The organism is Salinilacihabitans rarus (assembly GCF_024296665.1).
GTDB lineage: Archaea > Halobacteriota > Halobacteria > Halobacteriales > Natrialbaceae > Salinilacihabitans > Salinilacihabitans rarus.
This window is the reverse complement of the sequence record NZ_CP100762.1, coordinates 253,940-276,903: the sequence shown is the minus strand read 5'-3', so window position 1 is coordinate 276,903 and position 22,964 is coordinate 253,940. Positions and strand designations below refer to the sequence as shown.

The following is a 22,964-nucleotide window of genomic DNA, read 5'->3' as shown; positions in this document are numbered from 1 at the left end:
GAGTTATGCGAAACACTCTCGTGAGGGCGATCGGGCGGCGACTCCCGGGTCGTGACCCCCCGGACGGCGAGGAGCCGCGGCCGGACGGCGGGGCCGTCGTCGGCGAGCGGTCGACCGGTGTGGCCTCGATCCTCGACTCGGAGTTCCTCCGGTCGCTCCCGTTCTGGCTCCCCGGGTTCCTGCTCGTCGGCCTGTTCGTCTACGGCGCGGTCGGCTGGAACTTCGTCATCTCGCTGACCGACTGGGCCACGCTCCAGCCGTCGCCCGACTACTCGACGGTCGGCCTCCACAACTACGTGCGGATGCTCGAACACGGCCAGTTCCACGTCGCGTTCCGGAACACGATCGTGCTGCTGGTCGCGTTCACCGCCGTGTCGCTCGCGTTCGGGCTGTTCGCGGCGATCCTCGTCGATCAGGGGATCCGCTTCGAGAACACCTTCCGGACGATCTACCTCCTGCCGATGAGCCTCTCGTTCGTGGTGACGGCCATCTTCTGGTCGTGGATGTACAACCCCACCGTCGGGATGGTCAACACGGTCCTCGGGGCCGTCCAGGGGGCGCTCAACGTCCCGCTCGGCCTCGTCGGCGTCGAGATCGGATTCCTGACGCAGGACTGGCTCGGCGACCCCCGGTTCAAGATGGCCGCGGTCATCTTCGCGCTGATGTGGCAGTTCAGCGGCTACTGCATGGTCGTCTACCTCGCCGCGTTACGTGCGATCCCGACCGAACACTACGAGGCCGCGAAGGTCGACGGCGCCTCGTCGGTCCGGATGTACTGGCGGGTGATCCTCCCGCAGTTGCGGACGGCGACGACCAGCGCCGCCGTCGTCCTGATGGTGTTCGCGCTGAAGGCGTTCGACTTCCTGTACGTGCTGTTCGGGACCAACCCCGGCAGTTCGGTCGACATCCTCTCGGTGATGATGTTCCGCGAGGCGTTCGACAACACCCGGTGGGCTTACGGGGCGGCCGTCGCGACCGTGCTGTTCCTCATGGCGCTTGCGGTGATCGCCCCCTACCTGTTCATGCAGTACCGGCGAGGTGAGCTCTGATGGGGGCCACGGCCGAGCGATCCGGCGGCCGCGTGCGGCGCCCGTCGGGGCGCCGCGTCGCGCTGTACGCCGGCCTGCTTCTCCTCGTGGCGTTCTACCTCGCGCCGCTGGAGTCGGGGCTGATGACGGCGTTCAAGACCCAGGACGCGTTCGTCCGGACGACCCCGATCCAGCCCCCCGGCCCGGTCGGGTTCACCGTCGAACCGTGGCTGACGGCGTTCGAGCGCCTCCAGGGGCCGCTGACGAACCTGAGCGGGTCGATGGTCAACAGCCTGCTGTTTGCCGTCCCCGCGACCGTGCTGTCGGCGACGATCGGCAGTCTCACCGCCTACGGCCTCACGCACGTCGACTGGCGGGGGCAACTCGCCGTCCTCGTGTTGATCCTCGCGGGCGTGTTCCTCCCGTACCAGTCGGTGCTCGTGCCGCTGACGCGGTTCTGGCTGATGGTCGATCTGAACTCGCTGCTGTCGGGCGTCCCGTTCCTCGGGGCGAAGATCGACCTCGTCGAACTGATGATCACGCACACGGCCTACGGCATCCCGATCTGCGTGGTGCTGTTCCGGGGGTACTACCTCTCGTTCGACGAGGCGATGCTCGAAGCCGCACGCCTCGACGGCGCCTCCGTCTGGCGGGTCTACCGCCGGATCGTGTTGCCGCTGTCGGCGCCGATGTTCGCGGTGGTGCTGATCTACCAGTTCACGCAGATCTGGAACGACCTGCTGTTCGCGCTCGTGCTCGTCTCCTCGACGTCGAACCAGGTCGTGACGCTGTCGCTGAACGCGTTACAGGGATCGTTCGTCACGGAGTACAACGTGCAGATGGCCGCCGCGTTCATCGCCGCGGCGCCGACGCTGCTCGTCTACGTCCTCTTCGGCAAGCAGTTCGCCGAGGGGGTCGCCGGAGGTGGCGCGTGACGGGACCGAACGCGGCGGTATCACGGATCGAATACGCATGACCGAACTCACCCTAGACCGAGTATCGAAGCACTTCGAGGACGACGGGGACGTCGTCGTCGCCGTCGACGAGGTGTCGATTGACATCGAGGACGGCGAGTTCCTCGTGCTCGTCGGCCCCTCCGGCTGTGGCAAGTCGACGACCCTGCGGATGATCGCCGGCCTCGAGAGCGTCACCGCGGGCGAGATCCGCCTCGACGAGCGGGTGATCAACGACGTGCCCGCGAAGAACCGCGACATCGCGATGGTGTTCCAGTCGTACGCGCTGTACCCGCACATGACCGTCCGGGGGAACATGGCCTTCGGGCTGGAGGAGTCCACCGACCTCCCGAACGACGAGGTCGCGGCCCGCGTCGAGGAGACCGCCGAGATGATGGGCATCGGCGAGTTGCTGGACCGCAAACCCGGTGAGCTGTCGGGCGGCCAGCAGCAGCGAGTGGCGCTCGGCCGCGCCATCGTCCGCGAGCCGTCGGTGTTCCTGATGGACGAACCGCTGTCGAACCTCGACGCGAAGTTGCGCGCGGAGATGCGCACCGAACTCCAGCGCCTCCAGGAGGAACTGGGGACGACGACGGTGTACGTCACCCACGACCAGACGGAGGCGATGACGATGGGCGATCGCATCGCCATCCTCGACGACGGCGAACTCCAGCAGGTCGGCACGCCCCTGGAGTGTTACCACGAGCCGGCGAACCTGTTCGTCGCGGACTTCGTCGGCGAACCGGCGATGAACTTCCTCGACGTCACGCGTCGCGAGGAGGGCGACGGCGCCGTGCTCGTCTGCGATCACTTCGAGTACCCCGTCGCCGCCGACATCGCCGACGCGCTCGCCGGCAGCGAGGACCTCGTCCTCGGGGTCCGCCCGGAGGACGTCGAACTCCGCGACGGGGAGCCGTCCGGCGACCACGACGTCCCCGCGACGGTCGACGTCGTCGAACCGACCGGCGACGAGAACATCGTCTACCTCGCGTTCGGCGACACCGACCCGGACCCCGACGAGACGTTCGTCGCGACCGTCGACGGGATGCGGCGGGTCGAGTCCGGCGAACCCGTGGTCGCCCACCTCCCCGAGGACGCGATTCACGTCTTCGACGCCGCGACCGGCGAGACGTTGCACACCCGCCGGATCGAGAGCGCCGAGTCGCAGGTGCCGCTCTGAGCGCCGGTTCCCCGTTTCGTCAGTTCACGGCCGATCGCTCGTTTTCGTCCCCGTCGCCCGCGCGTAGCCCACGCCGGCCGAACGCGCCCCGGCGACGAGGAGGTAGCCGGCCCCGGCGGCCGCGAGGAGGCCGGTCGCGTCGCCGGACCGGGCCGTCACCCCGGCGAGCCCCGCCCCGGCGACCGCCAGCGCGAAGCCGACCACCCACCGCAGGAAGTACCGCGCGTCGGCGAGCGTCGCGACGACGGCGCCGTCGAGGGCGGCGCGGAGTCGTCCCGCTCGCGTGGCCGCGGCGAGCGCCGCCGGCAGGGCGTACGCGCACGCGCCGAACAGGAGGGTCGCGGCGGTGGAGCCGACGAGAAACGGGAGCGCCGCCGTGCGGGGGTCGCCGCCGCCCGCGGTCGAGACCGTGACCGCCAGCAGCGCCGCCGGCGGCGCGAGCAGGGCGACCGAGAGCGCGAGCGCCGCGGCGCCGTCGCGCACCGACGACCGCGGCGTCGACGGGGCGGCGACGAGCACGGCCGACAGCGTCCCGAGCAGCGCGACGACGGCGACGACGGCGAACGCCGCGGGGACGACCGCGAGCGCGTCCGGGGCGAGCGCGCCGGCGTAGCGACGGCCGACCGCGAGCGCGAGGACGGCGCCCGCGCTCCACAGCAGCGCCGTTCGCCCGCCGGGGTCGACGACGGGGTACCGGAGGACGTCGGCGATCATCGGGGGCTGGTCGCCCTCACTCGCCCCGCTCCGCGAACTCCTCGGGGGTGTACGTCGACAGTTCGAGGGCGTGGATGTCGGTCGTCATGTGATCGCCGAGGGCGTCGTACACCCGCTGGTGCTGCTGGACCAGCGGGAGCCCCTCGAACGCCGGCGAGACGACGGTCGCCGCGAGGTGGTCGTCGTCGTGGTCGCCGCGCGCGCGGCGGACGGTCGCCTCCGCGTCCTCGAGGTTCGCCTCGATCAGTCGCTCGACCGCTTCGGGATTCATATGCGGGGTGTGGGGCGGTCGGGGCAAAAGCGCCGCGGTCGCGCACGGACGTCGCGGACTTTATGCCCCGCGGCCGCGCGCACGCCGATAATGTCACTGGCAGCCGAGACGCGCCGCACCGTCGACGAACACCCGTTTCTCGTCGCGGCGCTGCGGGCGGAGGTCGTCAACTACACCGCCGCGGCCCGGTTTCTCGACGTCGACGGCGAGACGGAGGCCGTCGCGACCGCCCTCCGGCGGTACGCCGAGGACCTGCCGGAGTACGAAACCGATCCGCGCGGCGCGCGCGTGACGATGCGAAGCGGGGTCGGCCCCGTCGAGGCCGGGGCGGACGAGGTCCTGTTCGCCGTCGGCGGGACCGCGCTGGGCGAGACCGGCGGGGACCTGACCGCCGTTCTGGCGACCGGCGAGATCGACGCGCGGGCGCTGGCCGCGGCGCTCGACGCGCTCGCGCTGGCGGAGATCGAGGTGACGGCCGCGGGCGTCGCCGACGGGACGATGGCGGTCGTCGTCGAGCGACTGGCGGGGGCAGACGCCGTCCGCGCGGTCGAACGCGCGCTGGCGGACGTTCCGAGGGCCTGACCGAGGGTCAAACGCTTTAACTTCGGCCCGTGGGTACGGAGTGGTAATGACCCTGCACGTGACGAACACGTTGACGGGCGAAAAAGAGCCGTTCGAGCCGCAGGACCCCGAGAACGTCCTCCTCTACTACTGCGGCCTGACGGTCTCGGACCCGCCCCACCTCGGCCACGCGCGCTCGTGGGTGCACGTCGACGTGATGCACCGCTGGCTCGAACACCTCGGCTACGGGGTCCGCCACGTCGAGAACTTCACCGACGTCAACGAGAAGATCGTCGCGCGCGTCGGCGAGGCCGGCCTCGGCGACAGCGAGGCCGAGGTCGCCGAGAGCTACGTCGCGCGGACGATCGACGATATGCGCTCGCTGAACCTCCTGCGCGCGGAGGTCTACCCGCGGGTGTCCGAACACGTCCCCGAGATCGTCGACCTGATCGAGACGCTGGTCGAGAAGGGCTACGCCTACGAGTCCAACGGCTCGGTCTACTTCGACGTGACGACCTTCGACGACTACGGTACGCTCTCGAACCAGGAACTCGACGAGATCGAGTCCCAGGGCGACCCCGACGAGCGCTCGGAGAAGCGCCACCCGGCGGACTTCGCGCTCTGGAAGGCCGACGGCGTCGCCCCGTCGGCGATCGAGGAGCACCGCCACGACGGGGCGGCGCCGGCGGAAGCGGCCTGCGAGACGGCCCGGACGTGGGACTCGCCGTGGAGCGAGGGCCGGCCCGGCTGGCACGTCGAGTGCTCGGCGATGAGCATGACCCACCTCGACGAGACGATCGACGTCCACGTCGGCGGCCGCGACCTCGTCTTCCCCCACCACGAGAACGAGATCGCCCAGAGCGAGGCGGCGACGGGCCAGCGGTTCGCCCGCTACTGGCTCCACTGCGAACTGTTCGAGATGGACGAGGAGAAGATGTCGTCGAGCCTCGGCAACTTCGTCACCGTCGCCGACGCCGTCGACCGCTGGGGGACGAACGTCCTGCGGACGTTCCTCACCGCGGGGGCGTACAACAGCAAGCAACTCTACGGCGACGAGGCGATCGCCGAGGCCGAGGAGCGCTGGGAGCGACTCGAACGCGCCCACGAGACCGCCGTCGAGGCGCTCGACTCGCCGGACGCGAGCGCGAAAGTCGAGGATCCGGCCCTCCGCGCGGCCGTCGAGGACGCCAGCGAGGCGTTCGCCGCGGCGATGAACGACGACTTCAACACCCGCGAGGCCCAGTCGGCGCTGCTCGAAGTCGCGAGCGCGTGCAACCGTCACGTAAGCGACACCGACGAGTACGACTACCGCGGCCTCCGCCGCGGGGTCGAGGCCCTCGAGGACCTCGGCGCGGTGCTCGGTCTCTCGTTCGACGGACGGGCAGACGGCGACGTCTCGCTCGCCGGCGACGTCGTCGACCTCGTCCTCTCGATCCGCGAGGAGGAGCGCGCGGCGGGCAACTACGACCGGGCCGACCAACTGCGCGAGGAACTCGCCGCCCTCGGGATCGAAGTACAGGACACCGACGAGGGGCCGACCTACCGGTTGCCGTAGCCGCGACCGGCGACTCGGACCCGGCTCGACGTACGTATCGAGGCTCGTGGCAGTCGATTCCGGTGACACGAAGTTCTCACGCACGTCTACGCGTCCCATCGCTTTTACGCGCGAACGGAATCGTCTCGGGTATGGATCGACGACGGTTCGTCGCGGGGCTCGTCGCCGCCGGCGTCGGCGCGACGGCCGGCTGTCTGGACCCCTTGCTCGCCGGCGCGACCAGCCGCGAAGCGACGCCGGCGACCGTCTCGGCGGCGGCCGCCGCCGAGACCGGCTACGTCCACGACGAGACGAGAACGGAGGTCGACGAGGAGGAGGTCGGCGGCGAGACCGTCGAACTGACCAGCCACGTCGCCGAGTACGTCCGCCCCGTCGACCTCGCCGGCGGCACCGAGGTCGTCGCCGGCGGCTTCGCCGCGATCGCCTCGCCGCAGGTGTCGATCGCCGGCGAGGAGTTCAACCCGGTCGGCGAGATGGACACCCGGGAACTCACCGGCTTCGTCCGGAAGCGCTACGCCGACCTGTCGATCGGCGACTCGATCGGCGGGCGGACCGTCGAGACCCTCGGGACGTCGGTCGAGGTCGAGACGTTCGCCGGCGAGGCGACGTTCGACGAGGACGCCCCGGTCGAGAACCTGGAGACGCTGGACGTCCGCCTCGACGTCGCCCGGTTCGAACACGGCGGCGACCACCTCGTCGTCGGCGGCGTCTACCCCGAGATGCTGCCCGGCGAGCAAGCGCGGGTGACGACGCTGATCGAGGGGCTCGAACACGGGGATTAGAGGCCGAGCGCCGTCGCGACAGGGAGGCCGCTGGCGACCGCCGCCAGCAGGTAGCCGCCGATCGCGCCGCCGTTGAGCAGCGGCAGGCCGGCGTGGGGCCGCCCCTGCATCACCGCGTACATGAGCGCGAGCAGGCCGGCGATCGTCCCGCAGAGCGCGCCCAGCGCGGGGACGTTGAGCGCGATCCCCGGCACGCCGAGCGCGGGGGCGTCGAGGAACGACGCCGCGCTCGCGACGAGGATCGTCGGGATGACGGCGTCGCCGAGGCCGACGAAGATGGCCTCGCGGCCAGCCGCGTCCTCGCGGTCGGGGTCGGCGGCGTCCCCGTCACCGTCCCCGCCGAGCGCCTCGGGCCCCTCGTCGGCGAGGAAGGAGTACGAGAGCGTCGTCGGGATCACGAGGACGACGGGGATCCGCAGGTCCATCACGCCCTCGGCGAGGCTGAGCATGTGTCCGGTCCGGTAGACGCTGATCGCGTCGTAGATCGCGAGCACCGAAAGCAACACGATCGCCGGCAGGAGGCCGAAGCTGATGCCGAACAGGCCGGCGGCGCCGGCGCCCATCACCACCCCGGCGGCGTCGATCACGTACCACTCGGGGTAGACGAACAGGCCGACCCCGACGGCGGCGGCCGCGGCCAGCGGGAGCAGGCCGACGGCGCCGACGACGACGACCGGCGGGAGGACCTCGGCGAAGACGAACCACGCGAGCATGACGCTGACGACGACGACGACCGCGCGGACGAGCCGGCGGGCGCCGTACCTGAACGCCGCGAGCATGAAGCCGGTCATCACGAGGACGACGGCGAAGTAGAGGAGGCTGTTGGTCGGGTCCTGTGGGTCCTCGACGGCCTGCATCCCCGACTCGGTGAACGGCTCGACCAGCGCCAGCGCGCCGAGTTGGACGCCGAGAAAGAGCAACACCGTCGCGAGGACGGCGCCGAAGATCCGCGCGCGATCGTTCATGCGGCCGGATTTGGGGGCCTGTCGTATCGGTGTTGCGCTCTCAGCGGGCGTACAGCGGCGAGCCCACGAGCGACGGGAGGTGGACCCCCTCGGCCGGCGTCACCGCGAGGTAGGGGCGGTCGACGGGACCGAAGACGTCGACGACGCGGCCGACCTCGTCGAGCGAGTCGTCGAGGACCATCGTCCCGATGTCGGCGTGGTCGTCGTCGGGCGCACGCAGGACGGCGAGTCCCTGGGCGGTCCGGACCACCCGGCCGACCCGGCGCATCGTCACTCGCGCATCGCGACGACGTACGCCGCGACGGCCTGCACGAGGTCGTTTTTCGTCGAGTCCTCGGCCCCGCGGACGACGACCCGGCCGCGGTCGGTCCAGGGTTCACGCGGATAGGCCTTGTCGCGCTCGACGATCGCGTCGTAGCCGATCTGCTGGACCGCCTTCGCGATCTCGTCGACCGTCGGCTCGTCGACCGCCAGTTCCTCCGGGACGCGCCGGCCATCGCCCCGCGAGCGCTCGGCGTCGAGGTAGGCGGGCCAGATGACGTTCTCGACCATGCGGTGGAGTCGGCGGGCCGGCGAGTAAACGCTTTTCAAAACGCGACGCTACCGACGGCGCGCCAGCGCGCCGAGGACCGCGAGCAGCGCCGCGACCGCGACGGGGGCGCCGAAGCCGGGGAGGGTGTCGTCCTCGCTCGCGGCTTCCGTCCCCGTTTCGCCGTCGTCTCCGCCGGCGGTCGCGTCGTCCGATTCGCCGTCGCTCTCGTCCGTCGAGCCGTTCTCGACGTCGCTCCCGGCCTGCGCTTCGAGTTCGGCCTCGGCTTCCGCGTAGGCCTCGGGGTGGACCGCGGCGACGATCTCTTCGAGGGCGTAGACGACGTTCGGCGTCGGCTGGCTCATGTTGTTGTCGTCGACGGCGACGGCGTTGCCCTCCTGGAAGGCCGTCGTCGCCCGGACGCCCTCGGCGACGACCGGCTCGTCGGTCCGGTCGGGGTAGACGATCCACTCGGGGTTCGCGTCGACGATCGTCTCCTCGTTGAGCTGTCCCCAGCCCCGGATGTCGGCCTCGACGGCCAGGTTCTCGAGGCCCGCGGTCGTCAGCACCTCGTGCTGGAACGTGCCCTCGCCGGCGGTGTAGCCCTCGCCCATCTCGTAGTAAGCCAGCGGCCGCTCCTCGCCCTCGACGGCGGTCTCGACGACCGCGAGGCGGCGATCCATCCAGTCGACGGTCTCCGCGGCGCCGTCGCAGGTGCCGGTGAGTCGCCCCGTCACGAGGACGTCCTCGCGCACGTCGTCGAGCGACTCGGCCGCGCGGAAGTGGTAGACCGTGAGGCCGGCCTCGCGCAGCGTCTCGACGTCGTCCTCGGGGGTGACGTTCGCCGCGAGCACCACGTCGGGCTCGAGGTCGATGACCCGCTCGGCGACGACGTCGTACTCGTCGGAGACGTCCGCGCGGTCGCCGAGGTCGAGGTCGGCCGTCGCGGGGTTGTGGGGTGCGCCGTCGAGGCGGTCCTCGGCGCCGATGGCGAAGACCGTCTGGGCGTTGCTGGGTTGTAGCGCGACGACCGACTCCGGTCGCTCCTCGATCGGTACCCGTTCGCCGGTGGCGTCCGTGAGTTCGATCGGGTACTCGCAGTCGGCGTCGGCCTGTGCGGCGGTCGCGAATCCGTTCTCGTTCGTCGTCGCCGCGCTCGCTGCCGCGGGCGCCGGTGCGACCGCCGCCAGGACCGCGAGCGTCGTGATCGTCAGGATCAGTGAACGTCGCATCGATCGACGATGCGGGACACTCCAATAAATATTTAGCTAAAGCAAGTGAGGTTGTCGACCATGGAGCGACCGACTCGAATCGCGTCGTGGTCGGCGGGCCTCGCGGCCCTGCTCGCGGCGGTCGTGGTCGCGAGCGCCGCGCTCGGCCCGGTGCGAATCGCCCCGGTCGCGGTCGCGAAGGCCATCCTCAACGCGGTGGTCGTCCCGACGGGGCTCACGACGGGGACGGCGTCGCTCGGTCCGGCGTCGGTCCCGGTGCCCGGCTTCGAGTACGGTTCCCCCTTCGGGTTCGCGGTCCACGAGCCCCACCAGATCATCGTCGCCGAGGTCCGCCTCCCGCGGATCGCGCTGGCGGCGACCGTCGGGTTCGCGCTCGCGACCGCGGGGACGGTCATGCAGGGGTTCTTCCGGAACCCGCTGGCGGACCCGTCGATCATCGGGGTCTCCTCGGGCGCCGCCGCGGGCGCGGTCGCCGCCATCGCCTTCCCCGCGCTCGTCCCGTTTTCGAGCCTCCACCTCTCGGCGTTCGTCGGCGCTATCGCCGCCGCCTTCCTCGTCTACGCCATCGCCACCGAGGGCGGCCGAACGCCGGTCGCGACGCTGTTGCTCGCGGGGGTCGCGATTCAGGCCTTTCTCGGGGCGGCGATCTCGTACATGCTCGTCCACAGCGGCGAGAACCTCCGGGAGGCCGTCCTCTGGACGATGGGCCGGCTGAACAACACGAGCTGGGGCGACGTCGGCTTCGCGCTGCCGTTTACCCTCGTCGGCGCGCTGGTCCTCGGCGCGCACGTCCGCGAGATGAACGTCCTCCTGCTCGGCGAGGAGGACGCCCACCACCTCGGCGTCGAGGTCGAGCGGACCAAACTCCTCTTGCTCGCGCTCGCGAGCGTCGTCACCGCCGCCGGCGTCGCCGTCGCGGGCGTCATCGGCTTCGTCGGCCTCGTCGTCCCGCACGTGATGCGCCTGCTGGTCGGTCCCGACCACCGCATCCTGCTGCCGACGAGCGCGCTCGCCGGGGCGTCGTTTCTCGTCGCGGCCGACACGGTCGCCCGGGCCGGCCCCGCCGAGGTGCCCGTCGGCATCGTGACGGCGGCACTCGGCGCGCCGTTTTTCCTCTTCTTGCTCACGCGACGGGAGGTGCACTCGCTGTGACGGGCGAAACTGACGCCGGTGACGATGCGCTCGGCGCCCGGATCGACGTCGAGGACGTCGTCGTCTCCTTCGGCGACGTTCCGGTCCTCGACGGGGTCTCGCTGGCGGTCGAACCCGGCGAGTTCGTCGGCCTGATCGGCCCGAACGGCGCGGGCAAGACGACCCTGCTCCGGACGCTCAGCGGCGCCGTCTCGCCGGCGGCGGGGCGCGTCGCCGTCGACGGGGTCGACCTCCACGACCGCTCCTCGCGGGCGTCGAGCAGGCTCGTGAGCGTCGTCCCGCAGGACACCACGCTCTCCTTTTCCTTCGACGTCCGATCGGTCGTCGAGATGGGCCGGTACCCCCACCGCTCGCGGTTCTCGGGGCCGACGCCGACGGACCGCGAACGGGTCGACCGCGCCCTCGAACGGACCGGGACGGTCGACCTCGCCGACCGGCCGATCGACGCGGTCAGCGGCGGCGAGCGCCAGCGGGTCCTCCTCGCCCGCGCGCTCGCTCAGGACGCGCCGATCATGCTGCTGGACGAACCGACCGCCAGTCTGGACGTCAACCACCAGGTCGAGACGCTCGAACTCGTCCGCGACCTCGTCGACGAGGGCCGGACGGTCGTCGCCGCCATCCACGACCTCGAACTCGCGGCGCGCTACTGCGACCGGCTGGTCGCCCTCGCCGACGGTGCGGTCCTGGACGCGGGGGCTCCCGCGTCGGTACTGACGAGCGAGACCCTCGCCGCGGCGTTCGACGCGACGGCCGCGGTCACGTCGAACCCCGTCACGGGGACGCCGACGGTGACCGCGCTCGCGGGCGGGGCGTCGGAGCGCTCGCTCCCCGACCGGGTCCACGTCGTCGGCGCCGGCGCGACCGCCGCGGCCGCGCTCGCGCGCCTCGACGCCGCGGGGGTCGAGACGAGCCTCGGCCCGGTCGCGAGCGACGACGCGGCCGCCGAGACCGCCCGGCAACTCGGCGTCCCCGCCGTCGAAGTCGAGCCGTTCGCCCCGCTGTCCGAGGCGGCCCGCGCCCGCGTCGCGCGGCGGATCGAGGCGGCCGGCGCCGTCGTCCTCGCCGACGTCGCGGTCGGCGCCGGCAACCAGCTCGTCCTCGAAACGCTCGTCGACGCGCCGTCGCCGGTCGTCGTCGAGACGCGCCCGTTCGCCGAGCGGAATCACGCGGGCGAGCGCGCGCGGGACCTGTACGAGCGGTGCCGCCGGCGGGCGGTCGAGGCGTCGCCGGAGCGCGTGGTCGACGCGGTCGCCGAGGCGGCAAACCGTCCGCGGCCGCGTCGGTCGTCGGCGGCGGTCGAGTCGACCGACGACTGACCGGACGTCGCGGCCGCCCAAGACGTAATTACGCGGGTCGAACCGTCGGAATCGGAGCGATCCGCGTCCGCGCCGGGTCCGCAATCGGTCGCTACGGTCGGCCCGGCACCCCCGCAACGGCGCCCTGCGGCGGGAAACGGGGTAACGGATTTTTGTCGCTGTCGACCCGCCCTCGGCCCATGCGCACCGACGATCGATCCCGGCGGCGCGTGCTCGAATTCCTCGGCGCGTGGGCCGCCCTCGCGGGCGTCTCCGGCGTCGCGACGGCACAGGACGACGAGGACGAGGCGGACGACGAAGACGACCGCCTCCCCATCGTACTCGGGGGCAGGCGGGAGTACTGGTTCGGCATCGCCCCCGAGGAGATCGAGGGCGAGGAGAACCCGACGCTCGAACTCGAAGCCGGCGAGGAGTACGACGTCGTCTGGATCAACCTCGACGGACTCCCGCACGTGGCGGTAATCGAGACCGAAGACGGCGAGGAAACCACGATCACCGAGGAGTCGGAGACGCCGGGCGAGGCGGTGTCGACCACCGTCGAGGTGCCGGACGACGTGGTCGAGTACTTCTGTGGGTTCCACCCCGAGTCGATGCGCGGCGAGGTCGAGGTGAACGGCGGCTTCGATCTCTCGCGGGACGGCGGCGACGGCGGCGACGGCGGCGACGGTGGCGACGGCGGCGACGGTGGTGACGGAGACGACGGCGACATCGACTACTGAGCGGCCGACCGCGACGCCGTGACCGCCGCGGCGGACCGAAACGACCGCCGCTCGGCCGGCGAGGCGGACTGGACGGTTTTTTACCCCCTCGGGACCGAGTGGCCCGCAATGACCGGGTACGACTACGACGAACTCGGACTCGTCGCCGGGCTGGAGATCCACCAGCAACTCGACACGGCGACGAAGCTGTTCTGTGGCTGTCCGACCGAGTTGCGCGAACCGGAGGCGGCGTCGCGTCGGTTCACCCGTTACCTCCACCCGACGCGCAGCGAACTCGGCGAGATCGACGAGGCCGCCCTGGAGGAGAGCCGGGTCGACCGCGAGTTCGAGTACCTCGCGTACGACACGACGTGTCTCGTCGAGGCGGACGACGAACCGCCCCACCGACTCGACGAGGAGGCCATCGAAACCACCCTCGAGATCGCCCAGTTGCTCGACATGGCGGTCGTCGATCAGGCCCACGTCATGCGCAAGATCGTCGTCGACGGCTCGAACACCTCGGGGTTCCAGCGGTCGACGCTGATCGCGACCGACGGCGCGATCGAGACGAGCGACGGCGAGGTCGGCGTCGAGGACCTGCTGCTCGAAGAGGAAAGCGCAAAGCGCGTCGAGGAGACCGACGACGGGGTGCGGTACGGTCTGGACCGACTCGGCGTCCCGCTGGTCGAGATCGGTACCAGTCCCGACATCCGCTCGCCCGAACAGGCCCGCGAGGCGGCCGAACGGATCGGGATGCTGCTGCGCTCGACGGGGAAGGTCAGGCGCGGCCTCGGGACGATCCGCCAGGACGTCAACGTCTCGATCGCCGACGGCGCCCGCGTCGAGATCAAGGGCGTCCAGGCACTCGACGACATCGACGACATCGTCCGCACCGAGGTCGGCCGGCAGGTCGAACTCGTCGATATCGCCGGCGAGTTGCGCGACCGCGAGGCGTCGGTCGGCGAACCCCGGGACGTCACCGAGGTCTTCGCGGACACCGACAGCGGCGTCATCCGCGGCGCGCTGGACTCGGGCGGGGCCGTGACCGCGGTCCTCCTCTCCGGCTTCGACGGCCTCGTCGGCCGCGAGATCGCTCCCGACCGCCGCCTCGGAACCGAACTCTCCGACCACGCCAAGCGCCACGGAGCGGGCGGCATCTTCCACACCGACGAACTGCCGGCCTACGGCGTCACCGCGGGGGAAGTCGAGGCGCTCCGGGAGGCCGTCGACGCCGGCCCCGAGGACGCCGTCGCCATCGTCGCCGCCGGGACGGAGGTCGCCGAACGCGCTATCGAGGCCGTCGCCGAGCGCGCCGCGGTCGCCGTCGAGGGCGTCCCCGAGGAGACCCGCGGCGCGAACGACGACGGGACGACCCGCTACCTGCGGCCGCTGCCGGGCGCCGCGCGGATGTACCCCGAGACGGACGTCCCGCCGGTCGAACCCGACCCGAGCGACGTCCCCGAACCCGAACTCCTGACCGAGAAGGTCGACCGCTACGCGGCCGAGTACGACCTCGACGAGGGGCTGGCCGAGCAGGTCGCCTACGGGGAATACATGCCGGTCTTCGAGGACGTCGTCGCCGACGGGATCGACCCGACGCTCGCGGCGACGACCCTCGAATCGACGCTCACGGAACTGCGCCGCGACGACGTCCCGGTGGAGAACCTCACCGACGACCACCTCGCGGCGAGCCTGCACCTCGTCGACGACGGCGAGGTTCCGAAGGAGGCCGTCGGCGACCTGCTCTCGGCGCTGGCCGAGGAGCCAGCGCTCGCCCCCGCGGAGGCGGTCGAACGCGAGGACCTCGGCGGCGTCTCCGAGGACGAGGTCCGCGAGACCGTCGTCGAGGTCGTCGAGCGCAACGAGGCGCAGGTCGAAGACGAAGGGATGCAGGCGTTCTCCGGGCTCATGGGCGAGTGCATGGGCGCGCTCCGCGGGAAGGCGGAGGGCGACCTCGTGAGCCGGTTGCTTCGCGAGGAGATCCAGAAGCGCGCCTGAGTCGGCGGCCCGCCGGCCGTTCGCTCACTCTCTCACCGTCGCGTCGCTCACTGCTCCTCGACGACGTTCGATCCGTACTCCGCATCCAGCCGGACGGCCGTCTCGCCCTCGACGACGTCGACGGCGTCGGCGTCCGTCCCGAGCGCTCCCTCCAGACGGTCGGCGTCGACGGCGTCGGCGTCGGGGTAGGAGACGACGGCCCTCGCGAACGCCTCGTCGCCCTCGACCGAGAGGTGCTGGTGGACCCCGCGCGCGCCGTCGAACGCGGCGAGGGCGTACTCGGTCGTCTCCTCGCCGTCCGTCTCGTTCCCCGACGTCTTCGCCTCGAGTTCGTCGGCCGCGAGCGCGTCGCTCGCGTGGAGACAGAACACGATGCCGTCGCCGTCGCCCGCCCGGAGCAGCCACTCGAACGCCTCGTCGCCCTCGTGTTTCGGCGCGCGTTCGCCCGCCGCGGTCGCGACGACCCGCTCGACGCTCTCGGCCGGGTCGAACGTGTCGTCCTCCTCGTTCGGGGACGCGAACGCGAAGAGGTCGTCGCTCGCCCCGACCGCCTCGCCCGAGGCGTCGTCGACGGCGAGGACGTACCCGCCCTCGGTCGAGACGTCGTAGCCGGCGTCTTCGAGGTCGGCGGCGAGGCCGTCGACGTCGTACGCGCCGTAGAGACCGATCGTGCCGTCGACGTAGAGCAGGGTGCCCTCCCCGTCGGCGGTCTCGTCGTTCGCCTCGTGGGCGTCGAACGACGGCGAGAAGCCGAGGGCGACCAGTCCGAAGTAGCCGATCGCGGCCGTCGCGACCGGGTTCACCACGAGGGGGTCGGTCGGTTCGGCACCCTCCGTGGTCTGACTGTCGGAGAACAGTTCGGTCAGCGTCTGCACGTCGATCGCGCCGAAGACGTACTCCTCGGCGTCCGTCTCGGGGAGAACGGCGGCGTACGGTGGGAGGTCGCCGGTCTCGATCGCCGGCTCGTCGGCCGTCGATCCGCCGTCGCTGCCGTCGTCGCCGACGGTATCCGAACAGCCGGCGGCGAGCGCCAGTCCGGCGCCGACCAGTCCCAGCGCCGCCCGTCGATGGATCTCGGTCATCCAGTAAATCTAGACACTCACCCCACATTACGATACCGGACCGCCACCGCAGGACTCACTTCCGGTCCGGTCGCTCGATCGCGCGCCGGAGCAGTCCGAGGAACGTGTTCACCTCGCGCTCGGTGGGGTCCGCCCGGCCGTAGACCCGCCGGATCATCCGCATCGTCTTCTCGCGTTTCTCCTCGGGATGGTTCAGTTCGTCGAGGAGGCGCTCCCACTCCTCGTACAGGCGGTCGACGAGCGGTTCGGGCGCGCGGACGCGCTCGACGTCGGGCAACTGGGTCTCGTCCGGGTCGAGGGTGAGCGTCCGGAGTTCGTAGAGGGTGACGGTCGCGGCCTGCCCGAGGTTGAGCACGGGGTACTCGGCGCTGGCGGGGATCGAGCAGATCTCGTCGATGCGGGCGAGTTCCTCGTTGGTGAGGCCGACGCGCTCGCGGCCGAAGACGAGCGCGGTGGGCGCCTCGACGGTCGGCAGGCGCTCGGCGAGGTCGGCCGGCGTCGAGTAGGGAAAGCGGACGTGGTTGCGGTCGTCCTCGTTCGTGACGGCCGTACAGCCGATCGTGTGGTAGCTCTCGACCAACTGGTCGAACGTCACCTCGGTCGCGTTCGGGAGGACGTCCTCGCGGGCGTGGCCGGCGAAGCCGTAGGCCTCGCCGTCGGGATCGAGTTCCGGCGGGTCGACGAGCAGCAGGTCCTCGAAGCCGAAGTTCTTCATCGCGCGGGCGATGGTCCCGACGTTGCCCGGCGTCTTCGCGTCGACGACGGCGACCGCCGGCGGGGCCCGGCGGGAGGGCGCGTCCTCGCTCATCGGTCCTCCGACCCGGGGTACTCGGAGCCGAAGTCGACGCCGCTCTCGGCGATCTCCTCGTCGGTCAGGCCGACCCGGTCGGCGACGTCGTCGCCCATCAGGTCGGCGTGTGCCTCGGGGTCGGGGTCGGGCGGTTCGGGGAGGTCGTCGGGGTCGGTCGTCACGTACTCCATGCCCTCGTACCCCTCGGGCGCGCGGTTCCCGTCGAGGAACCACTCGTAGAAGGCGTCCTCGAACGCGTCGTCGCCGCGGTGGGCCTCGCCGCCTTCTTCGCGGAACCAGTAGACGAAGTCGGGTTCGTGGGCCTCACAGAGGACGACCTCCGAGAGCGGTTCGCCGTAGACGTACCGGGCGGTGTTGCAGTCGTCGAGGCCGGCGTCGCCGTGGATCAGCCAGCAGGCGTTACAGGGTGCGTTGTAGAGCACCCCCAGCCGGATCAGCCGTTCGCGGACGTCGGGGGGCATCTCCTCCAGCGGGCGGAACTCGCCGTCCTCGTCGAGGACGTGCGCCTCGTCGAAGCGCCAGCCGAGCATCCCGATGCTCACCTTTCCCATGTCCGTGGGTTCGCGCCGGCGGACAAAAAGGCCCGCTCTCGGCCCGACGCGGTTCGCCGCAACCGCGGCCCCTTTTTGTCTCCCGTGCCCACTCGGGGTATGGACAGCGTCGACGCGGCCGGACTCGGCATCGGTGACGAGTACCCGCCCCGGATCATGGGCGTGTTGAACGTCAGCGAGGAGTCCCCCTACGACCCGAGCGTCTACGACGACCCGGGCGAGGCGGCCCGCTACGTCGACGAGGAACTGATCGGCGAGGGCGCGGACGTCGTCGACGTCGGCATCGAGTCGGCGAACAAGCGCTTCGAGGTCCTCTCGGCCGAGGAGGAACTCGACCGCCTCGACGTCGCCGTCGAGACGATCGAGAGCGTCTCCGGCGACGCCGTCTTCTCCATCGAGACCCGCTACGCGGCGGTCGCCGACGAGGCGCTCTCGCGGGGGTTCGACATCGTCAACGACGTCTGTGGCTTCGCCGACCCGAAGATGCCGACCGTCTGTGCCGACCACGACGCCGCGGTCGTCAAGATGGCGAGTCCGCCGGACCTGCAGCGACCGGGCGCCGTCGAGGAGACCGACTGGGCCGCCCGGAAGTCGCCCGACTGGGCCTCCGGGGCCGACTACGTCGACATGGTCTACGAGGCGCTCAAGCAAAACGGCCTCACGGAGAAGACGATCGTCGACCCCGCGTTCGGCGGCTGGAGCGAGGCGAAGACGCTCGACCACGACCGCGAGACGCTCCGCCGCCTGCGGGAGTTCCGCGCGCTCGGCCGGCCGATGCTGGTCTCGATCAACCGGAAGAACTTCCTCGGCGAGGTCGCCGGCCGGGAGACCGACGAGCGCCTCCCCGTGAGCCTCGCGGCGACGTCGCTGGCCGTCGAGCGCGGCGCGCACGTGATCCGGACCCACGACGTCGCCGAGACCCGCGACGCCGCCCTGATCGGCGCCGCCTTCGCCGAGCGCGCTCCCGGGGGCCGCGACGGGGTCGCCGTCTCGCGGCTCGAAGCCGGGTCGAGCCGCGAACTGCGCGCGCACCTCCGCGAGCGCGGGGTCGACTCCGACCTCGCGGCCGACTGGGTCCACCACGCCCTCGAAATCGACGGCCTGAGCGCGGACGCGCGGGCGGAACTCTCGCGGCTGGCCCCCGAGCGCGGGGCGGCCGTCGTCGCCGACGACGGGCGGGCGCTGCTGATCGGGTCGACCGCCTCGCTCGCCCGACTGGCCGACCGACTGGCGGGCGAGACCGACGATCTCGCCGTCGTCGGCGACGAGATCGCGCGTATTACGTAATAACCGACGGTCAGTCGGAACGGATTGTACAGTAAGAGAAAGCTTATACCGGAGTGTTCGAAACAGGGGGGTGGAAGCCGGGCGGCCTCCCGGGTAGGGGTACTTCGGAGGCGTCCCCCGGCCCACAACACGGAATTATTGTGGCGTCAGTCCCGTAGTGACGACGATGGAGTTCGACGAGTGGGAGCCGGTCTACGAGGCCATCCTCGACGACTTCGGGTTCGACAGGCGGGCAGACGAGCGCGCGCGGGACGTCCTCGCCGCCCTCGCGGAGCCGTTCGACCTCGACCGCCTCGCCGGCGTCCGCGACGCGACGGTCGCGGTCGCCGGCGCGGGACCGTCGCTCGAATCCGCGGACGCGCTCGCTCGCGCCCGCGAGGCGGACGTCGTCCTCGCGGCGTCGACGGCGGCCGACGTCCTCGAAGCCCGCGACGTCGGCGTCGACTGCATGGTGACCGACCTCGACAAGAACCCCGACACGGTCCGGGCGTTCACGGCCCGCAACACGCCCGTCGCGGTCCACGCCCACGGCGACAACGTCCCCGCGGTCCGCGAGGTCGTCCCCGACTGCGACCTCCAGTCTCTCCTGCCGACGACGCAGGCCGCCCCCCGCGGCCCGGTCTGCAACTTCGGCGGGTTCACCGACGGCGACCGGGCGGCGTTTCTGGCCGACCACCTCGGCGCCGCCGAACTGGTCTTCGTCGGCTGGGACCTCGACGACCCGTCGGTCGACCCGGTGAAGGCGCGAAAACTGGCGTGGGCCGAGCGACTGCTGTACTGGCTCGAACGCCGCCGCGGCGAGCGGTTCGCCGTCCTCGACGGCCGCCGCGACGGGATCGAACCGCCGTGACGGCCCGCCGCTCGCCCCCGTCGTCTTTTCCGCCCGGCCGTCGATCGGAACCCGTATGCGAGCCTCCACGATCCTCGTCGGCCTCGGAGCCCTGTTGATCGTCGTCCCGATCCCGGTCCTGCCGCCGCTGGTCGGGACGGCGGTCGGGATCGGTCTCGTGGTCCTCGGGCTCTTCCTTCGGCTCTTCGGGCTGTAGAAGTCGCCGCGACCGGCCGTTCAGCGGCCGGTCAGCGGTCGGGCGCGAGCGCCTCGATCGTCTCCTCGACCTCCGCGGGCGAGGCCCCGCGGGGGAAGCCGACGGCGATCGCGTCGAGGCCGTCGATCTCCTCGAACTTCCGCAGTTCCTCGCGGGCGCGCTCGGGCGTCCCCGCGGCGCCGAGGTCGTCGAGCAACGCCTCCGGGATCAGGTCCAGTGCCTTCTCCTGGTCGCCGCTGGCCCACGCCGCGGCGATGGCGTTGGCTTCCTCCTCGTAGCCCTGTCTGGCGAGGGACTCGCGGTAGTAGGTGCCCATCGCGCCGACGTAGAACGCGAGGTGCTGGCGACAGAGTTCGCGGGCGCGCTCGCCGTCCTCCAGCGCGCAGGCGGTCAGCGAGAGCGTCGTCCGGACCTCGTCGGGGTCGCGGTCGCCGAGGTCGATCCCGCGGCGCAGGTCATCGAGGCGCTCCTCCAGTCCCTCGGGGGTGAAGACGGTGGCGTGCCAGCCGTCGGCGAAGCGCCCGGCGAGTTCGACCGACTTCGGCCCCATCCCCGCGGCGTCGATCGGGACGGGTTCCTCGGGCGGGTCACAGCGCAGGCGAAAGCCCGCAAGCGAGAAGATCTGGCCGTCGTAGTTGAGCGTCTCGCCCGACATCGCCGCCCGCATGACGTCGAGGTACTCGCGGGTCCGCCGGAGCGGCCGGTCGAAATCGATGCCGTGCCAGCCCTCGACCACCGCGGGGCCGCTGGGGCCGATCCCCATCCGGAGGCGGCCGTCGGCCACCTCCTGGAGGGTGACGGCGGTCTGGGCCAGCAGCGCCGGCGACCGCGAGTAGACGTTGGCGATGCTCGGGCCGATCCCGATCTCGTCGGTCTCGGCGGCGATCCGCGTGAGGACGGTGACGGCGTCGCGGCCCCACGTCTCGGGGAGCCACGCGCGCTCGTAGCCACAGTCCTCGCCGAGGCGGGCGAGGTCGACGAGCGACTCGACCGACGGCTGGGCGGCGACCGGCAGGTGAAGCGTTCGGTCCGTCATGCCGTCGGCTCCTCCATGATCGCGGGCTTGCCCGCGGCTTCGATCGTCTCGCCGACGAGGTACGACGAGGCCGGACTCGCGAGGAACTGCGCGAGGTCGGCGATCTCCTCGACGGTGCCCATCCGGCGGTCGACCGTCTCGCGGTCGACCTCCTCGGCGGAGACGCCCATCTGGTCCTCGACGCCCTCCGTGGCGACGAAACCGGGCGCGATGCAGTTGACCCGGACGCCCTCGGGCGCCCACTCGAACGCCAGCGACGACGTGAGGGCGTTGACCCCCGACTTCGCCGCGGCGTAGTGGCTCATGTACGGCGCGCCCTGGACGCCGGCGACGCTCGAGAGGTTGACGACGATCCCGCCGCCCTCCTTGAGGTGCTCGCCGGCGGCGTTGGTGCAGTGGTAGGTGCCGGTGAGGTTGATGTCGACGATGGTCTCCCAGCCGTTCGGGCTGATGTCGTCGAAGTTCGCCATGAACGACGCCCCCGCGTTGTTGACGAGCACGTCGAGGCCGCCGAACTCCTCGACGGTGGCCTCGACGAGCGCGTCGACCGCCTCGCGGTCGGTGACGTCACACTCGACGGCCAGGGCGTCGCCGGGCGCGTCGCTCTCCTCGATTCCCTCGGCGACCGGGTCGACGTTCCCCTGCTCGCGCGAGCAGACGACGACGTCGACGCCGTCGGCCGCGAACCGTTCGGCGATGGCCCGGCCGATCCCGCTCGACGATCCGGTGACGATGGCGACCTCGCCGTCGACGCGAAACCGTTCCGTCGTCACGTTCGGTACCTCCGGGGCGTTCGATCCGCTCCGCGTTCGCTCGTGGTCGTGCGAACCATTCCCGGTCCGAAAAACACAGTCAACGCTCTTAACGTTGTATGGTGATCGACCGTGAGCGTCGACCTAGAACAGCGCGTCGATCTCGCCGCCGGTGTCCATCAGCGAGGAGAACTCGTCTTCGCTGGCCGCGCGCACGTTCGCGGTCGTCTCTTTCGCCTCGATAGCGACCTGCTGGAGGCGTTCGACGCGCGGGACGTCCGTGACCCCCGAGAGGAGGACGACCGCGCCGACGTCGTCGCGCCGGCGGCGGGGGTAGTCGCCGCCGCGGACCTCCATCGAACCGGTCTCCTCTTCGAGCCACTTGCGCCCGCGTTCGATCCCCTTGCGGTTGAGGTACGCCGGCGGCCCCGTCGCGACCGTCAGCGCGCGGTCGGCGCTGTCGACCTCGCAGGGGAGGGTGAGCCGTCCGAGCGCCGCCTTGCGGATGAGGCTGGTCATCCGGTTCGTCGAGGAGACGTCGTCGACGTCCGGTTCGGCGAACCGCGAGAGGAAGCCGCCGCGGTCGTCCTCGATCGTCTCCGTCGCGTAGCCGACCGTCGAGATGCCGCCGCCGGAGAGCGTGTTGATCACCTCCGAGGAGTCGACGACGCTCTCGGCGACCTCGTCGTCCGCGCCGACCTCGCCGGCGGCGAACAGCAGGCCGAACCGCTCGACGATCTCGCGGTTGATGCGGTCGTAGCCGCTGCCGACCGACTCGCCGGTCCGCCGCCACGAGTCGTTGTCGAAGACGAGCAGGTTGTCGACCTCGCGGACGAACGTCTGGAACGACCGCGCGGCGTTGAGCGTGTAGATGCCGCCCTCGTCCGTCCCCGGAAGCACCCCGAGCCCGTAGACGGGTTCGGTGTAGATGCGCTTGAGGTGCGTCGCGAGGACGGGCGCGCCGCCCGATCCGGTGCCGCCGCCCATCCCGGCGACGATCAGGAACGCGTCGAGGTCGTGGACCGGCACCCGGTCGATCGCCGCCTGGATCTCGTCGATGTCCGCCTCGGCGATCTGTGCGCCGAGTTCGTTGTCCGCGCCGACGCCGTGTCCTTTCACTCGCGACTGGCCGATCAGCACGCGATTCTCCTCCGGCACGCGGTCGAGTCCGTGGAGGTCCGCCGTCGCCGAGTTGACCGCGATGGCGGCGCCGACGAAGCCGCCGTCGACCTCCGCGTCGTACTTCAGGAACTCGTCGACGACCTTCCCGCCCGCCTGTCCGAAACCGATGAGTGCGAGTTTCATGTCTTACCACCTCGGACCGCCGCCCCGCTTCGAGCGCCCGTCGTCTCTCCCGCCGATGTCGCCGTCGGGGACGAGGGTCCATTCCGGTCACATCCCGAATCGAGGTATTGTTATGGCCGGCTTACGACTGGGAAAACGACTGTCACGACGTCTTTACCGT

The 22,964-nt window shown here is 71.2% G+C and carries 25 protein-coding genes; 13 read left to right on the top strand and 12 right to left on the bottom strand.

Annotated features, from left to right (window positions below; all coding sequences use genetic code 11):
* Positions 1-5 precede the first annotated feature (5 nt).
* Genes NKG98_RS01465 through NKG98_RS01455 form a run of 3 tightly spaced genes read left to right on the top strand, consistent with a single transcriptional unit; the run spans position 6 to position 3,161 of the window.
* Positions 6-1,049 (top strand): carbohydrate ABC transporter permease, encoded by a 1,044-nt coding sequence (locus tag NKG98_RS01465; protein ID WP_254767973.1) that lies wholly within the window; start codon positions 6-8, stop codon positions 1,047-1,049.
* Positions 1,049-1,963: a carbohydrate ABC transporter permease gene (locus tag NKG98_RS01460; RefSeq protein WP_254767972.1), complete on the top strand. Its 915-nt coding sequence runs from the start codon at positions 1,049-1,051 to the stop codon at positions 1,961-1,963. The genes NKG98_RS01465 and NKG98_RS01460 overlap by 1 nt, the downstream gene beginning before the upstream one ends.
* 37 nt (positions 1,964-2,000) lie before the next feature.
* Positions 2,001-3,161, top strand: coding sequence for an ABC transporter ATP-binding protein (locus tag NKG98_RS01455; RefSeq protein WP_254767971.1), 1,161 nt, complete (start codon positions 2,001-2,003; stop codon positions 3,159-3,161).
* A gap of 24 nt (positions 3,162-3,185) precedes the next feature.
* On the opposite strand, the gene NKG98_RS01450 is transcribed toward NKG98_RS01455, so the two are convergent.
* Both NKG98_RS01450 and NKG98_RS01445 read right to left on the bottom strand, forming a co-directional pair.
* Positions 3,186-3,875, bottom strand: coding sequence for a hypothetical protein (locus tag NKG98_RS01450; RefSeq protein ID WP_254767970.1), 690 nt, complete (start codon positions 3,873-3,875; stop codon positions 3,186-3,188).
* Between the two features lie 16 nt (positions 3,876-3,891).
* Positions 3,892-4,146: a BolA family protein gene (locus NKG98_RS01445; RefSeq protein WP_254767969.1), complete on the bottom strand. Its 255-nt coding sequence runs from the start codon at positions 4,144-4,146 to the stop codon at positions 3,892-3,894.
* Between the two features lie 90 nt (positions 4,147-4,236).
* Here NKG98_RS01445 and NKG98_RS01440 point away from each other — a divergent pair, with 90 nt between their 5' ends.
* From NKG98_RS01440 to NKG98_RS01430, 3 genes are all read left to right on the top strand, one after another.
* A complete protein-coding gene (locus tag NKG98_RS01440) occupies positions 4,237-4,728 on the top strand; it encodes a DUF7523 family protein (RefSeq protein WP_254767968.1) in 492 nt (163 codons plus the stop codon).
* 46 nt (positions 4,729-4,774) lie between these two features.
* Entirely contained in the window at positions 4,775-6,262 is a 1,488-nt protein-coding gene (gene cysS, locus NKG98_RS01435; RefSeq protein ID WP_254767967.1) for a cysteine--tRNA ligase, read from the top strand.
* A 131-nt stretch (positions 6,263-6,393) separates the two neighbouring features.
* On the top strand, positions 6,394-7,044 hold the full coding sequence (locus tag NKG98_RS01430; protein ID WP_254767966.1) for a DUF6517 family protein: 651 nt from the start codon (positions 6,394-6,396) through the stop codon (positions 7,042-7,044).
* Here the strand turns inward: NKG98_RS01430 and NKG98_RS01425 are convergent.
* The 4 genes from NKG98_RS01425 to NKG98_RS01410 are packed head-to-tail and all read right to left on the bottom strand — an operon-like array spanning position 7,041 to position 9,770.
* A complete protein-coding gene (locus NKG98_RS01425; RefSeq protein ID WP_254767965.1) occupies positions 7,041-8,009 on the bottom strand; it encodes a presenilin family intramembrane aspartyl protease PSH in 969 nt (322 codons plus the stop codon). The genes NKG98_RS01430 and NKG98_RS01425 overlap by 4 nt on opposite strands.
* A 40-nt stretch (positions 8,010-8,049) precedes the next feature.
* Positions 8,050-8,277 (bottom strand): H/ACA ribonucleoprotein complex subunit GAR1, encoded by a 228-nt coding sequence (locus NKG98_RS01420; protein ID WP_254769508.1) that lies wholly within the window; start codon positions 8,275-8,277, stop codon positions 8,050-8,052.
* A 2-nt stretch (positions 8,278-8,279) separates the two neighbouring features.
* Positions 8,280-8,561 (bottom strand): signal recognition particle subunit SRP19, encoded by a 282-nt coding sequence (srp19, locus tag NKG98_RS01415; protein ID WP_254767964.1) that lies wholly within the window; start codon positions 8,559-8,561, stop codon positions 8,280-8,282.
* A gap of 48 nt (positions 8,562-8,609) precedes the next feature.
* A complete protein-coding gene (locus NKG98_RS01410) occupies positions 8,610-9,770 on the bottom strand; it encodes a PGF-CTERM-anchored ABC transporter substrate-binding protein (protein WP_254767963.1) in 1,161 nt (386 codons plus the stop codon).
* 60 nt (positions 9,771-9,830) lie between these two features.
* On the opposite strand from NKG98_RS01410, the gene btuC reads away from it, so the two are divergent.
* From btuC to gatE, 4 genes are all read left to right on the top strand, one after another.
* Entirely contained in the window at positions 9,831-10,922 is a 1,092-nt protein-coding gene (btuC, locus tag NKG98_RS01405; RefSeq protein ID WP_254767962.1) for a vitamin B12 ABC transporter permease BtuC, read from the top strand.
* Positions 10,919-12,238 (top strand): heme ABC transporter ATP-binding protein, encoded by a 1,320-nt coding sequence (locus tag NKG98_RS01400; RefSeq protein WP_254767961.1) that lies wholly within the window; start codon positions 10,919-10,921, stop codon positions 12,236-12,238. The genes btuC and NKG98_RS01400 overlap by 4 nt, the downstream gene beginning before the upstream one ends.
* A 179-nt stretch (positions 12,239-12,417) precedes the next feature.
* Positions 12,418-12,957 (top strand): cupredoxin domain-containing protein, encoded by a 540-nt coding sequence (locus tag NKG98_RS01395; RefSeq protein WP_254767960.1) that lies wholly within the window; start codon positions 12,418-12,420, stop codon positions 12,955-12,957.
* Positions 12,958-13,065: 108 nt separating this feature from the next.
* Entirely contained in the window at positions 13,066-14,934 is a 1,869-nt protein-coding gene (gene gatE / locus NKG98_RS01390; protein ID WP_254767959.1) for a Glu-tRNA(Gln) amidotransferase subunit GatE, read from the top strand.
* 47 nt (positions 14,935-14,981) lie between these two features.
* Here gatE and NKG98_RS01385 read toward each other — a convergent pair whose 3' ends face one another.
* Genes NKG98_RS01385 through NKG98_RS01375 form a run of 3 tightly spaced genes read right to left on the bottom strand, consistent with a single transcriptional unit; the run spans position 14,982 to position 17,378 of the window.
* Complete coding sequence (locus NKG98_RS01385) at positions 14,982-16,016, bottom strand: hypothetical protein (protein WP_254767958.1); 1,035 nt, start codon at positions 16,014-16,016, stop codon at positions 14,982-14,984.
* A 55-nt stretch (positions 16,017-16,071) separates the two neighbouring features.
* A complete protein-coding gene (locus NKG98_RS01380) occupies positions 16,072-16,824 on the bottom strand; it encodes an RNA methyltransferase (protein WP_254767957.1) in 753 nt (250 codons plus the stop codon).
* Entirely contained in the window at positions 16,821-17,378 is a 558-nt protein-coding gene (locus tag NKG98_RS01375) for a DUF8114 family protein (protein ID WP_254767956.1), read from the bottom strand. Before NKG98_RS01375 ends, NKG98_RS01380 begins: the two co-directional genes overlap by 4 nt.
* A 99-nt stretch (positions 17,379-17,477) precedes the next feature.
* On the opposite strand from NKG98_RS01375, the gene folP reads away from it, so the two are divergent.
* The 3 genes from folP to NKG98_RS01360 all read left to right on the top strand — a co-directional run bounded on the left by folP (position 17,478) and on the right by NKG98_RS01360 (position 19,711).
* A complete protein-coding gene (gene folP, locus NKG98_RS01370) occupies positions 17,478-18,665 on the top strand; it encodes a dihydropteroate synthase (protein WP_254767955.1) in 1,188 nt (395 codons plus the stop codon).
* Between the two features lie 166 nt (positions 18,666-18,831).
* Positions 18,832-19,515, top strand: a complete 684-nt coding sequence (locus NKG98_RS01365) for a 6-hydroxymethylpterin diphosphokinase MptE-like protein (protein ID WP_254767954.1) — start codon at positions 18,832-18,834, stop codon at positions 19,513-19,515.
* 55 nt (positions 19,516-19,570) lie between these two features.
* Positions 19,571-19,711: a hypothetical protein gene (locus tag NKG98_RS01360; RefSeq protein WP_254767953.1), complete on the top strand. Its 141-nt coding sequence runs from the start codon at positions 19,571-19,573 to the stop codon at positions 19,709-19,711.
* A gap of 31 nt (positions 19,712-19,742) precedes the next feature.
* On the opposite strand, the gene NKG98_RS01355 is transcribed toward NKG98_RS01360, so the two are convergent.
* From NKG98_RS01355 to NKG98_RS01345, 3 genes are all read right to left on the bottom strand, one after another.
* The gene (locus NKG98_RS01355; protein WP_254767952.1) at positions 19,743-20,747 is read right to left on the bottom strand and encodes a TIGR04024 family LLM class F420-dependent oxidoreductase; all 1,005 of its coding nucleotides are present in this window, start codon (positions 20,745-20,747) and stop codon (positions 19,743-19,745) included.
* Positions 20,744-21,520, bottom strand: coding sequence for an SDR family NAD(P)-dependent oxidoreductase (locus NKG98_RS01350; protein WP_254767951.1), 777 nt, complete (start codon positions 21,518-21,520; stop codon positions 20,744-20,746). The genes NKG98_RS01355 and NKG98_RS01350 overlap by 4 nt, the downstream gene beginning before the upstream one ends.
* 123 nt (positions 21,521-21,643) lie before the next feature.
* Positions 21,644-22,804, bottom strand: a complete 1,161-nt coding sequence (locus tag NKG98_RS01345; RefSeq protein ID WP_254767950.1) for a tubulin/FtsZ family protein — start codon at positions 22,802-22,804, stop codon at positions 21,644-21,646.
* Positions 22,805-22,964: the final 160 nt, after the last annotated feature.

Bases quoted from the DNA above. Each gene is read 5' to 3' on its own strand.
- NKG98_RS01395 (WP_254767960.1), top strand. From the start codon at position 12,418: ATGCGCACCGACGATCGATCCCGGCGGCGCGTGCTCGAATTCCTCGGC.
- NKG98_RS01355 (WP_254767952.1), bottom strand. From the start codon at position 20,747: ATGACGGACCGAACGCTTCACCTGCCGGTCGCCGCCCAGCCGTCGGTC.
- NKG98_RS01410 (WP_254767963.1), bottom strand. From the start codon at position 9,770: ATGCGACGTTCACTGATCCTGACGATCACGACGCTCGCGGTCCTGGCG.
- NKG98_RS01365 (WP_254767954.1), top strand. From the start codon at position 18,832: ATGGAGTTCGACGAGTGGGAGCCGGTCTACGAGGCCATCCTCGACGAC.
- NKG98_RS01465 (WP_254767973.1), top strand. From the start codon at position 6: ATGCGAAACACTCTCGTGAGGGCGATCGGGCGGCGACTCCCGGGTCGT.
- NKG98_RS01460 (WP_254767972.1), top strand. From the start codon at position 1,049: ATGGGGGCCACGGCCGAGCGATCCGGCGGCCGCGTGCGGCGCCCGTCG.
- NKG98_RS01380 (WP_254767957.1), bottom strand. From the start codon at position 16,824: ATGAGCGAGGACGCGCCCTCCCGCCGGGCCCCGCCGGCGGTCGCCGTC.
- NKG98_RS01440 (WP_254767968.1), top strand. From the start codon at position 4,237: ATGTCACTGGCAGCCGAGACGCGCCGCACCGTCGACGAACACCCGTTT.
- folP (WP_254767955.1), top strand. From the start codon at position 17,478: ATGGACAGCGTCGACGCGGCCGGACTCGGCATCGGTGACGAGTACCCG.
- NKG98_RS01445 (WP_254767969.1), bottom strand. From the start codon at position 4,146: ATGAATCCCGAAGCGGTCGAGCGACTGATCGAGGCGAACCTCGAGGAC.
- NKG98_RS01430 (WP_254767966.1), top strand. From the start codon at position 6,394: ATGGATCGACGACGGTTCGTCGCGGGGCTCGTCGCCGCCGGCGTCGGC.
- NKG98_RS01425 (WP_254767965.1), bottom strand. From the start codon at position 8,009: ATGAACGATCGCGCGCGGATCTTCGGCGCCGTCCTCGCGACGGTGTTG.
- cysS (WP_254767967.1), top strand. From the start codon at position 4,775: ATGACCCTGCACGTGACGAACACGTTGACGGGCGAAAAAGAGCCGTTC.
- srp19 (WP_254767964.1), bottom strand. From the start codon at position 8,561: ATGGTCGAGAACGTCATCTGGCCCGCCTACCTCGACGCCGAGCGCTCG.
- NKG98_RS01455 (WP_254767971.1), top strand. From the start codon at position 2,001: ATGACCGAACTCACCCTAGACCGAGTATCGAAGCACTTCGAGGACGAC.
- NKG98_RS01360 (WP_254767953.1), top strand. From the start codon at position 19,571: ATGCGAGCCTCCACGATCCTCGTCGGCCTCGGAGCCCTGTTGATCGTC.
- btuC (WP_254767962.1), top strand. From the start codon at position 9,831: ATGGAGCGACCGACTCGAATCGCGTCGTGGTCGGCGGGCCTCGCGGCC.
- NKG98_RS01420 (WP_254769508.1), bottom strand. From the start codon at position 8,277: ATGCGCCGGGTCGGCCGGGTGGTCCGGACCGCCCAGGGACTCGCCGTC.
- NKG98_RS01375 (WP_254767956.1), bottom strand. From the start codon at position 17,378: ATGGGAAAGGTGAGCATCGGGATGCTCGGCTGGCGCTTCGACGAGGCG.
- NKG98_RS01450 (WP_254767970.1), bottom strand. From the start codon at position 3,875: ATGATCGCCGACGTCCTCCGGTACCCCGTCGTCGACCCCGGCGGGCGA.
- NKG98_RS01345 (WP_254767950.1), bottom strand. From the start codon at position 22,804: ATGAAACTCGCACTCATCGGTTTCGGACAGGCGGGCGGGAAGGTCGTC.
- NKG98_RS01385 (WP_254767958.1), bottom strand. From the start codon at position 16,016: ATGACCGAGATCCATCGACGGGCGGCGCTGGGACTGGTCGGCGCCGGA.
- gatE (WP_254767959.1), top strand. From the start codon at position 13,066: ATGACCGGGTACGACTACGACGAACTCGGACTCGTCGCCGGGCTGGAG.